Source organism: Streptomyces sp. NPDC002276, assembly GCF_053891435.1.
In genome coordinates this window covers 52,313-64,697 of sequence record NZ_JBSFCQ010000005.1, presented here as the reverse complement: position 1 = coordinate 64,697, position 12,385 = coordinate 52,313, and the positions used below count along the sequence as shown (strand labels likewise).

Here is a 12,385-nt window from a genome sequence, read left to right as displayed (position 1 = left end):
GGGCTCAACCGCCCCGCAGTCCCCGGCGCGATCGACGCACCGCGCCCACCGACGCCGACCGCCGACCGCCGGTCAAGCGGCGCTCGCCCCCAGCAGGGCACGGCAGTTGGCCCAGAGGGGGGTCAGGCGTCCGGTGTTGTTGTAGAGCTTGGCGAACATCACCTGGCCCTCCAACTGCGCGACGACAGACCGTGCCGCCTCCCGGGTGTCGGTGACGGTGACGTCGCCGCGGTCGCGGGCCTCGGTGACGACCGCGTCGACCATTTCGACCTGGGCGTCGAAGATCTCCTGGAGCCGGGTGCGGACGGCCTCGGTCTGGTTGCTCATCTCCAGGCTGAGGTTGCCGAACAGACAGCCCAGCACGGTCCCGCAGCCCTGCTGTCCGGCTCGCAGACCGGCCTCCGTCGCCTCGAACAACCGCCGCAGCCGGTCCAGCGGTTCGGCATCCCCACCGAGGATCCGGGCCCACTCCCGCCGCTGTTCCGCCCAGTGCTCGTCGACGACGGCCAGCGCGAGGGCCTCCTTCGACTCGTAGAAGTAGTAGAAGCTGCCCTTCGGCACCCCGGCCGCCCGGCAGATCTCGGCCACGCCCAGCGCCGAGTAGCCGCGCGCCTCGAAGAGCGAGCGCCCGGCGGCAAGGATCTTCTCTCCGGCATCACTGGTCCTACCCATACGGCAACTGTACGACCGGTCGGCTATGAGCCACCGAGCCCCTCCAGCCGGGCCACCAGCTCCGCCGCCGTCGACTTGATCGTCTCCAGGCCCGGCCTCCCCCACGGCCGCGGCTCCGTGTCGACGACACACACGGTGCCCAGCACCATCCCCGTGGAGTCGATGAGCGGCGCCCCGAGGTAGGAACGGATGCCGAACTCGTCGACGACCGGATTGCCCGCGAACCGCGGATAGTCACAGACATCCTCAAGAACCAGCGCCTTACGTCTGACCACCACATGGGGGCAGAACCCATATTCACGCGCCAACTGCCGCCCCACCTCGGGCTTGGCGTGCTCCCCTCCCTTGACGGCCCGGGGCAGTCCCGTACCGCCCGGAGTGTGCAGACCGGCGAAGAACTGCCGGTTCTCGTCAATGAAGTTGACCATGGCGTACGGCGCCCCGGTCAGCTCGGCGAGATGATCCGCGAAGGCGTCGAGCGCCGGGTCCGGGTGCTTCCCCAGGCCCAACCCCCGTAGCCGCCGCACCCGTTGGGGCGCCTCTTTGTCCTCGGGCGTGAGCAGCAGACGACCGGCCGGACGCGGCGGGTCGTAGCTCATGGGCGTACTCCGTCCCTGTGGACGTATGTCATAGAGGAACTCCGTGAAGGGGGTGCAAGGGTGTGCGGGGATCACATGTGGGCACCATGGCTCGGTGCGTGCGCCGGGGCGTGCTCGATGAGATGGCGTACGAGGGTCAGCAGGGTCTGCACCCCGGAACTGGAGATCCGCGCGTCGCACCGCACGACCGGGATCCCGGGGTCGAGATCTATGGCGGCCCGCACCTCCTCGGGGTCGTAGCGGTAGGAGCCGTCGAACTCGTTGATCGCGACGATGAATCCGAGGCCGCGCTGCTCGAAGAAGTCGACGGCGGCGAAGCACTCCTCCAGGCGGCGGGTGTCGGCGAGGATGACCGCGCCGAGCGCGCCCTCGGACAGTTCGTCCCACATGAACCAGAACCGCTCCTGTCCGGGCGTGCCGAACAGATAGAGCACGTGTTCCGGGTCGAGGGTGATCCGGCCGAAGTCCATCGCCACGGTCGTCTCGACCTTGTTCTCGATGCCTTCGAGATCGTCGGTCGCGGCGCTGACCGTGGTGAGCAACTCCTCCGTGCTGAGCGGCGCGATCTCGCTCACCGCGCCGACGAAGGTCGTCTTGCCGACGCCGAAGCCGCCCGCCACCAGGATCTTCAGTGCGGTGGGGAAGGGGTCGTGGCCGCTCACGTAGTCAGAGCTGTCGTCGTAGTCCATCGAGCACTGCCTCCAGAAGAGACCGGTCAGTGGGGTTGTGGTGGAACTCGGGCGGCTTGGTGGTCAGCGCTCCGCAGTCGACCAGGTCCGACAGCAGCACCTTGGTGACCACCGCCGGCAGCTTCAGGTGGGCGGCGACCTCGGCGACCGAGACGGGCGCGCGGCACAGGTCGAGCGCCTGCGCGTGCTCGGGGCCGAGATAGCCGAGGGGGGTGGAACCGGTGGCCATCACCTGCGACAGGAGGTCGAGCGCGATGGACGGCCGGGTACGGCCGTTGCTGACCGTGAAGGGGCGCACAAGACGTCCGGCCGCGTCGTCCAACCAAGGCCCGTCGCCGGCCGTCGCCACGCTCAAGGCCTCATCGCAGGGGATTCGACGGCGTGCTGGCGGGGCGCGGTCACGAGGTAGGGGCGGACGCTCTTGACCAGCATCGCCATCTCGTAGCCCAGCACGGCGGCGTCGGCCTCGCGGCCGGCCAGTACGGCGAGACAGGTGCCGGAGCCTGCGGTGGTCACGAACAGCAGCGTCGAGTCGAGTTCGACGACGACCTGCCGGACGTCCCCGCCGTCACCGAAGCGGACGCCCGCGCTCCGGCCGAGGGAGTACAGGCCGGAGGCCAGCGCCGCCATGTGGTCGGCGCTGTCGGGGTCGAGCCCGTGGACCGACTTCACGAGGCCGTCGCAGGAGAGCAGTACCGCGCTGGTGGTGTGCGGTACGCGCTGCACGAGGCCGCTCATCAGCCAGTCGAGATCGGATACATGGCCGGTCGGCGCGTCGCTCGCCATGGTGGATCGACTCCTTGGGGTACGAAGGTCTGCGGGAGCGCGGGTGGGGGTGAGGGCGGGGGCGTGCGTGGTCATCCGGCTGATGCGCTCCCGTCGTGCCGGGCGGTGAGGTCGTGACCGGGCGTATGCACGTGGGCTTCGGCTATGGGGGCCGCGTCCATGTGGGGGGCGAGGAAGAAGTTGTCCGTGCCGGTGCCTGTGCCTGCGGCGGAGAGGGCTGGGCTGGTGCCGGTGCCTGCGTTGGTGCCCGCACTGGTGCCGGTACCCGCGCTTGTGTCGGAGCCCATGTGGTCGGAGCCCATGTGAGGCCGGCTCATATACACCCCGCCTGTGTGCACGCCGTTCGTGTGCACCCCGTTCGTGTGCGGGAACTCCGTGCGGCTTGCCTCCGTGTGGGCCGACTCCATGTGTGCCGTGTCCACGAGTGACCCGTCCAGGTGAGGCAACTCCGCATGCGGTACCTCCACGCGCCGGACGTCCATGTGCGGCACCTCCACGTGCGGCACCTCCACGTGCGGGACGTCCACGTGGGGTGACACCATGTCGGTCCCCTCCGCCAACTCCGTTGCCTCCATGTGCTGTTGTGCCTCCGCGAGGCCGATCCCGCGTTGGAAGGACGCCATCAGGTCCGGGTCATGGCCGACGGGGTGCTCGGAGTCCTGGCGGGGTGCGGGGCCGTCGCGGAGTTGGGGTGCGATGTGTTCCTGGGCGCGACGCCGGGGCAGTTGGGGCGGCTTGCCCATGGTGCCGCGTACCGCGCCGCCTCGTGGGACGGGCGGTGTGGCCGCGTTCGTCGCCACGGTGTGCCGGTCGTCGGGCCGGATACCGGGGACGGCCTCGGCCGGGTTGGCCCGTTCCGCGTGGGCGCCGCGCACGGGCAGCGGCACCGGTCCGCCACCGTTCGGCACCGGCGCGACGGGCGGTGCGGAGTCCCGTCGTTGATGCCGTCCCGGTGCCCCGGCGTCACGCTGGTGCCGCCCGGGCGCTGCGGGCGTCGCCCCGGGCGTCCCACCCTGTGTCCCGCCCTGCGTTCCTCCCTGCGGGGACTGCTGCGGAGGCAGAAGCGGACGCCCCCCGCCCATCGTGTCCTCCGGCCGGCCTACGGCTCCGGGAGCACCCGGTGCCGTACCCAACAGGGCCTGTGGCACGACGAGTACGGCCTGTACGCCGCCGTAGATGTTGGTCTGGAGGCGGACGTGGATGCCATGGCGGCGGGCGAGTTGGGAGACGACGAACAGGCCGATGCGGCCGTCGGCCAGCAGGCTGGCGACGTTGACCTGGTCGGGGTCGGTGAGCAGGGTGTTCATCCGGCTCTGTTCGCCTACGGGCATGCCGAGTCCGCGGTCCTCGACCTCGACGGCGAGGCCCGAGGTCACGAGGTTGACGCGGAGCAGTACTTGGGTGTGCGGGGCGGAGAACACCGTGGCGTTCTCGACGAGTTCGGCCAGCAGGTGGATCACGTCGGCGACGGCGTGGCCGCGCAGGGTGCCGTCGATGGGCGGCACGAGTTTGACGCGGGAGTACTGCTCGACCTCGGCGATGGCGGAGCGCAGCACCTCGGTCATGGAGACCGGGTTGCTCCACTGTCTGCGGGAGACGGCGCCGCCGAGGACGGCGAGGTTCTCGGCGTGGCGGCGGATGCGGGTGGCGAGGTGGTCGACGTGGAAGAGGCCCTTGAGCAGGTCGGGGTCCTCGATCTCGTTCTCCAGCTCGTCGAGGATGGAGATCTCCCGGTGTACGAGGGACTGAAGGCGCCGGGCGAGGTTGACGAAGACCTCGACCTTCTGTTCGCTGCCGGCCTGGCTGGAGAGCTGGGAGGCGGACACGACGGCGGTGACGGCGCCGTCGTGGGCGCGTGTCAGGTCGGCGGCGAGCAGGTCGAAGTCGTCGGCGTCCCCCGGCGGCCGACCGCGCGGCTTGCGTTGGGGCGGGCCCTCGCCGCGGCGCAGCGCCTCGACCAGGTCGCGCAGATCGGCCTCGCCGCGCGCGGTGTCGCGCCGCAGGGCGCCGATGCGGTCGCTGATGGAACCGGCGGCGCGGCCGGCGGCCACGGCGGCGATCAGGATGCCCGCGCACGTCACCGACGTGGCTCCGGCGAGGACACCCCAGAAGGTGAGGCTGGTCCGTGCTCCGGTGGAGCGGACGGTGAACAGGACGGCCGCGCTGGCGCTCAGCGCGACCGCGACGGGCGGGAGCACGGCGAGGCGCAGGAGCTGGGATCGTATGTGCGTCTCGGGCAGTGCGGGCACGGGTCGGGCGGCCGGTCGCCCGTGCCGGCCGCCCTCACGGCGGTCTGCGCGTGCGGCCGGTGCACGGAGTTGAGACATCGGCGTCCTCGTACTGGTGCGTCGGACCTGTTTGCTCGCGCGGGGTGCGCGATTCGGGCATACGCCATCGCGGTGCCGGTCGGGAGAGCCGAAGAATTCGGCCCCGCGTCGCCCGGCGGACACTCACAGTAGTCGTCAACGCATCAGGTGCGGTGGGCAGTTGACAAAGTCCCCCGGGGAGCGTCCCGCTCTGGTATGAGGCTTCGCACGACAGACCGATAACCCGGGCGGCCGTATGACGAAGAGGGACAAAGAATCGATCGCCCCTGATCGGAACCGGTCACGAACGGGCGCCGGGAGCCCGGGAGTTGGATGCCGCCCGGCTTCGCCGTCCGCCCGCTCCGGGCCCGGCGGCCGGGTCGGCGGAGCGATTTCGGGTGATCCGTCCCACCGTCCGCCGCGACCCCGCCGCGACCCCGGCACGTCACAGGCAGTGTCCGTCGGAGGCCGTCCGCCGAGCGTGCGGAACCGATCCTGTCCGGATGATGTCCGGACAGGAGTGGTAGCTCTTCTCTTTCTGATCCTGGTTCTCTCGCCGTACGTGACACCGTTCGTGTGCGTGGCCGCGGCCGCGGGACTCGCCTGGCGGGCCTGCCATCGGCTGCCGGTCAGCGGATGGTGGCGGCTGCCGAGCGTCGGAACCTGCGCGCTGGTGGCGGTGCTGGCCGGCTCGGCGGCGCTCGGCGCGTACACGTGGGGCGCCATGTCGGGGTTCTATGTCCTGGACCCGGACCAGATGTGTGCGGCGATGGGTGCGGCGGGCGATCACGTCGTGACGCGGATGACGCTGCCGGTCAGTTCGCAGTGCGTCACGTCGGGGGGCGTGGGCACGGAGTTGGTTCCGGGCTGGGTGAACCCGGTGGTCTTCCTGGGACTCCTCCTGCTGGTGCTCGCGCTCACGACGGGGACCTACACGGGAGTACGGCGGCTCCGCGCCCTGCGGTGAGACGTCCCCTTCGACGACGCGGCGGACCCGGCCATCGACGCCATTGAGTCCATTGACGCCATCGGCGCCGTCGAGGGGACTGTCGCCCGGGTCAGCGCTCGTTCGCCAGGTCGAGTTCCTCCTGGGTCGCCGCCGCCTTCGACTCCGGCTCGGATCCCGCCCCCGACTCCGACTCCGAGTCCGCCCCCACCGGCTCGGCGCCCCGCCAGGGACGCGCGAGTGCGCCCCCGAAGGGTCCCCACCAACGGTCCGTCGTCAGTTCGGCGCCCGGTTCGAACGGCTCTCCCGGCCTCGGGGTCGCCACCGCCTGGCCCGCCGCTTCCGCCGCGTCCGCGGTCCACTCGCCGGGCTCGGCCCACGCGTGCAGGGCCAGATTGAACGTGGCCCAGTGGATGGGCAGCAGCACCCCGTGCGCCTGCCCGCCCTGGAGGTCGAGGTGGGCGCGCATGCCCTCCTCGGGCGTCATGTGAATGTCGGGCCAGAACTCGCTGTAGGCGCCGATCTGGATCATCGTGGCGTCGAACGGGCCGTGCGCCGCGCCGATGTCCTTGAAGCCCTCGAAGTAGCCGGTGTCGCCGCTGTGGTAGATCCGGTGCTCGTCACCGGCGACGACCCAGGAGGCCCAGAGGGTGTGCTGGGTGTTGCGCAGGCCGCGGCCGCAGAAGTGGCGGGCCGGGGTCGCGGTCAGGGTGAGGCCGCCGACCTTGGTCTCCTCGTTCCAGTCCAGCTCACGCAGCCGGTCCGGGGAGACACCCCAGTGCTCCAGGTGGGCGCCGACGCCCAGCGGGACGGCGAACAGGGTGTCCGTGTCGGCCAGCGCCTTGATCGAGGGCATGTCCAGGTGGTCGTAGTGGTCGTGCGAGATGACCACGACGTCGACGGGACCGAGGGCGGCCAGCGGCAGCGGCACCGGGTGGAGCCGCTTGGGGCCGGCGAACGGGAACGGGGAGCAGCGCTCGCCCCAGACCGGGTCGAAGAGGACCCGGTGGCCGTCGATCTCCGCCAGCACGCTGGAGTGGCCCATCCAGGTCAGGCGCAGCCCGGTGGCGGCGGGCCTGGCCAGGTCGGCGAGGGTGGTGGCGTGTACCGGCAGCGTGCCGTCGGGGGCGCGGCGGACGCGCGCCTCCTTGTCGAGGTAGGCCTTGCCCATCTCGCGCATCGTGCCGCCGGACGGGCGGACGTTCGTGTTGCCCCCGGGGTTCTGGAAGACCCCGTCCTTGAAGTGGGGCGATCTGCGGATGCGCGCCAGGCGCTCGCCGCTCGGGTCCGCGCCGAAGGCCGCGGGCTGCAGCGCGCGGAGCCCGGAGCTCAGGGTACGGATTCCGGTCACGATGCCTCCAGGTGGAGTCGGTCAGGCTTTCCATTATGGTCGACCCCTGTGACAACGCCGGTGCATCGGCTTCACGGGGCCGTCATTCCAAGGAAAGACCAAAGTTCCGCGCCCGTGGTTGACACCTCCGGGCGGAATTCGATCTTCCGTTGACAGGACCCGGCCCCACTTCCCATACTGACTCGCCGTTCAGTACCCGCCGTCCGGTACACGCTTCGCCACCTGCCCTGTCGGCCGACGCCGCGAGGAGTCCGTATGACCGCCCCCTTGATGTCGCTCACCTGGACCGACCACGTCACCGGCCGCCGGGGCTTCCTGGTCGTCGACCGGCTGGTGCGCGGTGTGTCCAGCGGCGGGCTGCGGATGCGGCCGGGCTGCACCCTCGACGAGGTGGCCGGGCTGGCCCGCGGCATGACCATGAAGGAGGCGCTGCACTACGACCCGGCGGGCCGCTACATCCCGCTGGGCGGCGCCAAGGGCGGCATCGACTGCGACCCCCAGGACCCGGAGTCGTACGGCCTCCTCGTGCGGTATCTGCGCGCCATGCGGCCGTACGTCGAGAGTTTCTGGACGACGGGTGAGGACCTCGGGCTCAGTCAGGACCTGGTGGACCGGGCCGGGGCGGAGGCGGGGCTCGTGTCGTCGATCCAGGCCGTGTATCCGCTGCTCGACGACGAGGCCGCGGCGCGGCGGCGGCTCGCGGACGCGTTCGCGGTCGAGGTGGACGGGATCGGTCTCGACGAACTGGTGGGCGGCTGCGGGGTCGCCGAGTCGGTGCTCGCCGCGCTGGACCGGGCGGGCGTGCCGTACGCGGGGACGCGGGTCGCCGTGCAGGGTCTGGGGACCATGGGCGGGGCCACGGCGCGGTTCCTCGCGCGCGCGGGGCTGGCGATCGTGGCCGTCGCCGACGTCAAGGGGACGATCGCCAATCCGGCCGGGCTCGACGTGGACGCACTGCTCGCGGCGCGGGACGCGTACGGCACCGTGGACCGGTCCGTGCTGCGCCCCGGCGACCGTGAACTCCCGGGCGGGGACTGGCTGTCCGTCGAGGCGGAGGTGCTGGTTCCGGCGGCGGTGTCGTACGCGGTCGACACCACGAACCAGGGGGCGGTCACCGCGCGCTGGATCGTCGAGGCGGCCAACATGCCGGTACTGCCGGAGGCGGAGGAACTGCTCTCCGCGCGCGGGGTCGTCGTACTGCCGGACGTGGTCGTGAACTCGGGGACGAACGCCTGGTGGTGGTGGACCCTGTTCGGCGACATCGGTGCGGACGCGGACGAGGCGTTCGCGCACACCCGGCGTTCGATGCGCGCCCTGATCGAGCTGATGCTGGCCCGCGCGGACGCCGACGGGACGACACCGCGCGCCGCCGCGCACGCCATCGTCGCCGACCGGCTGCCGGTCATCGCGGAGCGGTTCGGCTGGTACCGGTGAGACACGGGGCAACGGCTTCGCGGGCCACGGAATAGGGTGGCCGCGTGGCGAGAGTGCGGTTGGGCGTGGCGGAGCGGCGGGCGGAGTTGCTGCGGGCCGCCGTCGAGCAGATCGAGGCGCGGGGCGTGGCGGCGGTCAGGATCGCCGACGTGGCCTCGGCGCTCGGGGTGAGCAACGCGCTGGTGCTCTATCACTTCTCGACCAAGGAGAAGCTGGTCGCCGCCGCGTTCACCTTCGCCGCCGAGGACGATCTCGCGCATCTGCGCAAGCTGCTCGGCCGCCGGACGACCGCGCTGCGCCGGTTGCGGGCGGCGGTGCGCTGGTACGCGCCGACCGGGCAGGCCAAGGGCTGGCGGCTGTGGATCGAGGGCTGGGCGGCGGCGCTGCGCGAACCCGCGCTCCTGGAGGTGACGCGCGATCTCGACCGGCAGTGGAAGCGGGCGCTCGCGGAGGTCGTCGCCGAGGGAGTGATCGCGGGCGAGTTCCAGTGCGCGGACCCGAACGCGGCGGCCCTGCGCCTCACCGCCCTCCTGGACGGCCTGGCCGTACAGATGACGGCGTACGGGGGCGCGGTGTCGCGGACGCGGGCCCTGGAGTGGGTCGACGAGGCGCTCGCGCGGGAACTCGGCCTGGAGCGGGCGGCGTTGACGACGCCCTGAACCGCCCTTCCTTAGACGGCGGCCCGGGGCGACGGCGCGGCCACGCGCGCGTGCGGACGCACCCCGTGAGGACATCCTCCGCGCGGCCGATCTCACCGCGGCCACGCGCGCGTGCGCACCGCTGCACGGCACCTGGCCGCCCTGCGTGTCGGCCGCGGCCACGCACGGACGGGACGCACCGCGGTCGCCGTCGCCGCGCTCGGTCTCACGACACATGCGGCCGTGCGCGCGAACGCGTCGGCGCCCCGCGAGCCCTACGCCCTACGCCCCGTCAAGCCACCCAATCGATCCGCATCTTGATGTCGTCGGGCGACAGCGCGCCCTTGGCCTCCACGTGGTCGCCGGAGGACTCGCCGCGCAGTCGGCGGCCGATCCACGGCACCAGGTACTCGCGCGCCCAGTGCACGTCGTCGCGGCGGATGTCGAGCGTGCCGCGCGGCGGCAGCGGCGGCCAGGGCTGGTCCGGGTCGGCCGGTACCTCGACGCCGAGGACCTGGCCGGCGCGGAGCGCCACGCGCGTGTGCCCCTCGGGAGAGAGGTGGAGGCGGTCGCCGTCCCAGGCCCGCCGGTCCTGGACCGTCTTCAGGGACCACAGGTCGAGCACCGGGCAGCCGTAGCGGTCGGCGATGGCCCGCACATGTCCGTTGTAGGTGGCGATCTTGCCGCGCAGATGCTTGAGCACGGGCACGTTGCGGGTGTCGAAGCCGGTCGTCACCAGGACGGTGCCGACGGCGGAGGTGAGGTCGGCGACCGCGCGTTCGAAGCGCTCGGCGACCTCGTCGGGGTCGGTGCCGGGACGGATGATGTCGTTGCCGCCCGCGCAGAAGGAGACCAGGTCCGGGCCGATCTCCTTGGCCCGGGTGAGCTGGTCGACCACGATCTGGTCGAGCAGTTTCCCGCGCACCGCGAGGTTGGTGTACTCGAAGTCGCCCTCGGGCCGCCGGTCCGCGAGCAGTACCGCGAACCGGTCGGCCCAGCCGACCATCGCCCCGTCGGGCCCGGGATCGCCGACGCCCTCGGTGAAGCTGTCCCCCACCGCCACGTACGACCCGATCACTGATCTGTTGTCACTCTTCGAATCGTTAGCCACGGCAACCATAATTCACCCTGGACTGTGACCTACGCGATCGTATTTTGGGGTTGACGGGCGGTGAGATAAGCCACTTGTAAAGGGTTGTCCAAAGTCGGAATAAGCCCCTGGCCAGGGGCGTTGACCCCGGGAACTGCCCCGCGCCGGGCTCCGGAGTCAGCCGACGGTGACGCCGTGCGAGCGGAGGTAGGCGACCGGGTCCACGTCCGAGCCGTAGTACGGAGTGGTCCGGATCTCGAAGTGCAGGTGCGGGCCGGTGACGTTGCCGGTCGCGCCGGAGAGGCCGATCTGCTGGCCCTCGGTGACGGTCTGGCCGGCCGAGACGGACAGCTGCGACATGTGGGCGTACTGCGAGTACTCGCCGTCCGCGTGCCGGATGACGACCTCGTTGCCGTAGGCGCCGTCGTAGGCCGCCGAGACGACCGTGCCCGCGGCGACCGCCTTGACGGTGGTGCCGGTCGGGACGACGAAGTCGACGCCCGTGTGGTAGCCGCTGGACCACATGCTGCCCGCGACGTGGTAGCCGGTGCCGATGGTGCCGCCGGTCACGGGGAGGGTGTAGCCGCTGGAGGTGCTGGTGGTGTCGGCGCTCTGCGTGGCCGACGTGTCCTTCTTCGACGAGGAGGACGAACTGGAGGACGAACCGGACGACTTGGTCGTGCTCGCGCCCGTGTCCGCGCTCGTGCCCGTCGTGGCCTTCTTGCCGAGGGAGAGCTTCAGGCCCGGGTGGATCAGCGACGGGTCGGCGCCGATGGCCTCGCGGTTGTCCTGGTAGATCTTCTTCCAGCCGCCGGTGACGTCCTGGTCCTCGGCGATCTTCGCGAGCCAGTCGCCCGCCTTCACCGAATACGTCTTCACGCCCTCGGTCTTCGCGGTCGCCGCCTTCTCCGTCACCGTCTTCTCGGCGACCGGAACCGACTGAACGGCCTTTTCCGGAACGGAAGTCGAAGGGGCGGCATGGGCGCCGGTGGCTCCCATGAGCGGAAGGGCGAGCGCGGCGCCGCCGGTTCCGGCTACGGCTATCGAGCGGCTGAGGCGCTGGGACTTCGGACGGCGGTGCTTACCCTTCGCGGGCATGACGAATTCCTCTCCGGCGCCTGCGGGGTGAGCTGTCGGGTGCGGGCTGGAGATGCCCGGCCGCGCGCTGGTCGCGGCTTTACCCCAAGCCCGTTCCGGAGACCGGAACAGGCGTCCTACCTGTGGGTCCCCCGCTCCTGCCGCATACGGGTGGGTGTGTGCGGAGTCCGGTCGGCGGCAGGATTGGGCGTCCGTCCGGATTGGTGGCGAACGTAAGCGAGGAAGACGCAAAGGGACAAGCAGGAGGTTCCACGGTTTTGGGTTTCTTGTGACTTCCTGTGGGAATTCACAGTCACCCTCCGTGAATTCCCACAGGACTTCCCCCTCAATCACCCTGGAAAAGCACGTCAATTACGTGAACATGACCAGCGACGTACGGTCACGAATATGACGCTGCTCACGTACAAACTCTCAGGTTCCCTTATTCCAGAGCGAGTTGTAACGAAGGCTGCAATTCGGGCAGATGACTCAGATGCGACGCAGCCGGAGAACCGTCGCATCGAGGTCACCGCGCAGCCCGATCCGCAGTCCGTGGTGCAACAGGACGACACCCCGGTGGACTTCGCCCGTTTCGAGGCATTCGTACGACGCCGTCGGGTCGAGTCCGCGCAGCCGGAGCGCCGGGACCGGCTCGCCGTAGTGCTGCGCCTGGAGCAGGGCGAGGACGACGCTCTCGTCGCCGCGCGTGTACTGCACGGCGCTCAGTCCGCCGGTCGGCGGGCGCAGCCGGTGGAGGTCGCCGTGCTGCACGAGCGGCCGGATCTCCTTGTAGAGGG

13 protein-coding genes and 1 riboswitch are annotated in these 12,385 nt (G+C 71.0%); of the genes, 3 read left to right on the top strand and 10 right to left on the bottom strand.

From position 1 onward, the window contains the following. Positions 1-72: 72 nt before the first annotated feature. The 6 genes from ACWIHT_RS14900 to ACWIHT_RS14875 form a co-directional block, all read right to left on the bottom strand. Complete coding sequence (locus tag ACWIHT_RS14900; RefSeq protein WP_456168122.1) at positions 73-672, bottom strand: TetR/AcrR family transcriptional regulator; 600 nt, start codon at positions 670-672, stop codon at positions 73-75. Between the two features lie 23 nt (positions 673-695). Next, positions 696-1,271, bottom strand: coding sequence for a GAF domain-containing protein (locus ACWIHT_RS14895; protein ID WP_456168120.1), 576 nt, complete (start codon positions 1,269-1,271; stop codon positions 696-698). Between the two features lie 71 nt (positions 1,272-1,342). Next, positions 1,343-1,960: a GTP-binding protein gene (locus ACWIHT_RS14890; RefSeq protein ID WP_200708952.1), complete on the bottom strand. Its 618-nt coding sequence runs from the start codon at positions 1,958-1,960 to the stop codon at positions 1,343-1,345. Next, positions 1,938-2,309: a DUF742 domain-containing protein gene (locus ACWIHT_RS14885; RefSeq protein WP_200708959.1), complete on the bottom strand. Its 372-nt coding sequence runs from the start codon at positions 2,307-2,309 to the stop codon at positions 1,938-1,940. The genes ACWIHT_RS14890 and ACWIHT_RS14885 overlap by 23 nt, the downstream gene beginning before the upstream one ends. Positions 2,310-2,311: 2 nt before the next feature. Next, the gene (locus ACWIHT_RS14880; RefSeq protein WP_019069670.1) at positions 2,312-2,746 is read right to left on the bottom strand and encodes a roadblock/LC7 domain-containing protein; all 435 of its coding nucleotides are present in this window, start codon (positions 2,744-2,746) and stop codon (positions 2,312-2,314) included. Positions 2,747-2,817: 71 nt separating this feature from the next. Continuing rightward, a complete protein-coding gene (locus ACWIHT_RS14875) occupies positions 2,818-5,073 on the bottom strand; it encodes an ATP-binding protein (RefSeq protein WP_456168117.1) in 2,256 nt (751 codons plus the stop codon). Positions 5,074-5,632: 559 nt separating this feature from the next. Here ACWIHT_RS14875 and ACWIHT_RS14870 point away from each other — a divergent pair. Continuing rightward, positions 5,633-6,019 (top strand): hypothetical protein, encoded by a 387-nt coding sequence (locus tag ACWIHT_RS14870; RefSeq protein ID WP_456168115.1) that lies wholly within the window; start codon positions 5,633-5,635, stop codon positions 6,017-6,019. Between the two features lie 91 nt (positions 6,020-6,110). Here the strand turns inward: ACWIHT_RS14870 and ACWIHT_RS14865 are convergent, their stop codons facing one another. Continuing rightward, entirely contained in the window at positions 6,111-7,349 is a 1,239-nt protein-coding gene (locus ACWIHT_RS14865) for an MBL fold metallo-hydrolase (protein WP_456168113.1), read from the bottom strand. A gap of 255 nt (positions 7,350-7,604) precedes the next feature. Between ACWIHT_RS14865 and ACWIHT_RS14860 the strand changes: the two genes are divergently transcribed. Both ACWIHT_RS14860 and ACWIHT_RS14855 read left to right on the top strand, forming a co-directional pair. Further along, positions 7,605-8,783, top strand: coding sequence for a Glu/Leu/Phe/Val dehydrogenase dimerization domain-containing protein (locus ACWIHT_RS14860; RefSeq protein WP_456168111.1), 1,179 nt, complete (start codon positions 7,605-7,607; stop codon positions 8,781-8,783). 44 nt (positions 8,784-8,827) lie between these two features. After that, on the top strand, positions 8,828-9,442 hold the full coding sequence (locus ACWIHT_RS14855) for a TetR/AcrR family transcriptional regulator (RefSeq protein WP_456168109.1): 615 nt from the start codon (positions 8,828-8,830) through the stop codon (positions 9,440-9,442). A gap of 271 nt (positions 9,443-9,713) precedes the next feature. Here the strand turns inward: ACWIHT_RS14855 and ACWIHT_RS14850 are convergent, their stop codons facing one another. From ACWIHT_RS14850 to ACWIHT_RS14840, 3 genes are all read right to left on the bottom strand, one after another. After that, positions 9,714-10,499: an SGNH/GDSL hydrolase family protein gene (locus tag ACWIHT_RS14850; RefSeq protein WP_456168107.1), complete on the bottom strand. Its 786-nt coding sequence runs from the start codon at positions 10,497-10,499 to the stop codon at positions 9,714-9,716. Positions 10,500-10,688: 189 nt separating this feature from the next. Continuing rightward, positions 10,689-11,609 (bottom strand): M23 family metallopeptidase, encoded by a 921-nt coding sequence (locus ACWIHT_RS14845; protein ID WP_456168105.1) that lies wholly within the window; start codon positions 11,607-11,609, stop codon positions 10,689-10,691. 4 nt (positions 11,610-11,613) lie between these two features. Next, a riboswitch (cyclic di-AMP (ydaO/yuaA leader) is annotated at positions 11,614-11,776 on the bottom strand. A gap of 301 nt (positions 11,777-12,077) precedes the next feature. Beyond that, positions 12,078-12,385 (bottom strand): GH36 C-terminal domain-containing protein (locus tag ACWIHT_RS14840; RefSeq protein ID WP_456168103.1); only part of this gene is annotated, 308 nt, incomplete at its 5' end.

Coding starts and splice junctions, on each gene's coding strand:
- ACWIHT_RS14860 (WP_456168111.1), top strand. CDS start 7,605: ATGACCGCCCCCTTGATGTCGCTCACCTGGACCGACCACGTCACCGGC.
- ACWIHT_RS14890 (WP_200708952.1), bottom strand. CDS start 1,960: ATGGACTACGACGACAGCTCTGACTACGTGAGCGGCCACGACCCCTTC.
- ACWIHT_RS14900 (WP_456168122.1), bottom strand. CDS start 672: ATGGGTAGGACCAGTGATGCCGGAGAGAAGATCCTTGCCGCCGGGCGC.
- ACWIHT_RS14895 (WP_456168120.1), bottom strand. CDS start 1,271: ATGAGCTACGACCCGCCGCGTCCGGCCGGTCGTCTGCTGCTCACGCCC.
- ACWIHT_RS14880 (WP_019069670.1), bottom strand. CDS start 2,746: ATGGCGAGCGACGCGCCGACCGGCCATGTATCCGATCTCGACTGGCTG.
- ACWIHT_RS14875 (WP_456168117.1), bottom strand. CDS start 5,073: ATGTCTCAACTCCGTGCACCGGCCGCACGCGCAGACCGCCGTGAGGGC.
- ACWIHT_RS14845 (WP_456168105.1), bottom strand. CDS start 11,609: ATGCCCGCGAAGGGTAAGCACCGCCGTCCGAAGTCCCAGCGCCTCAGC.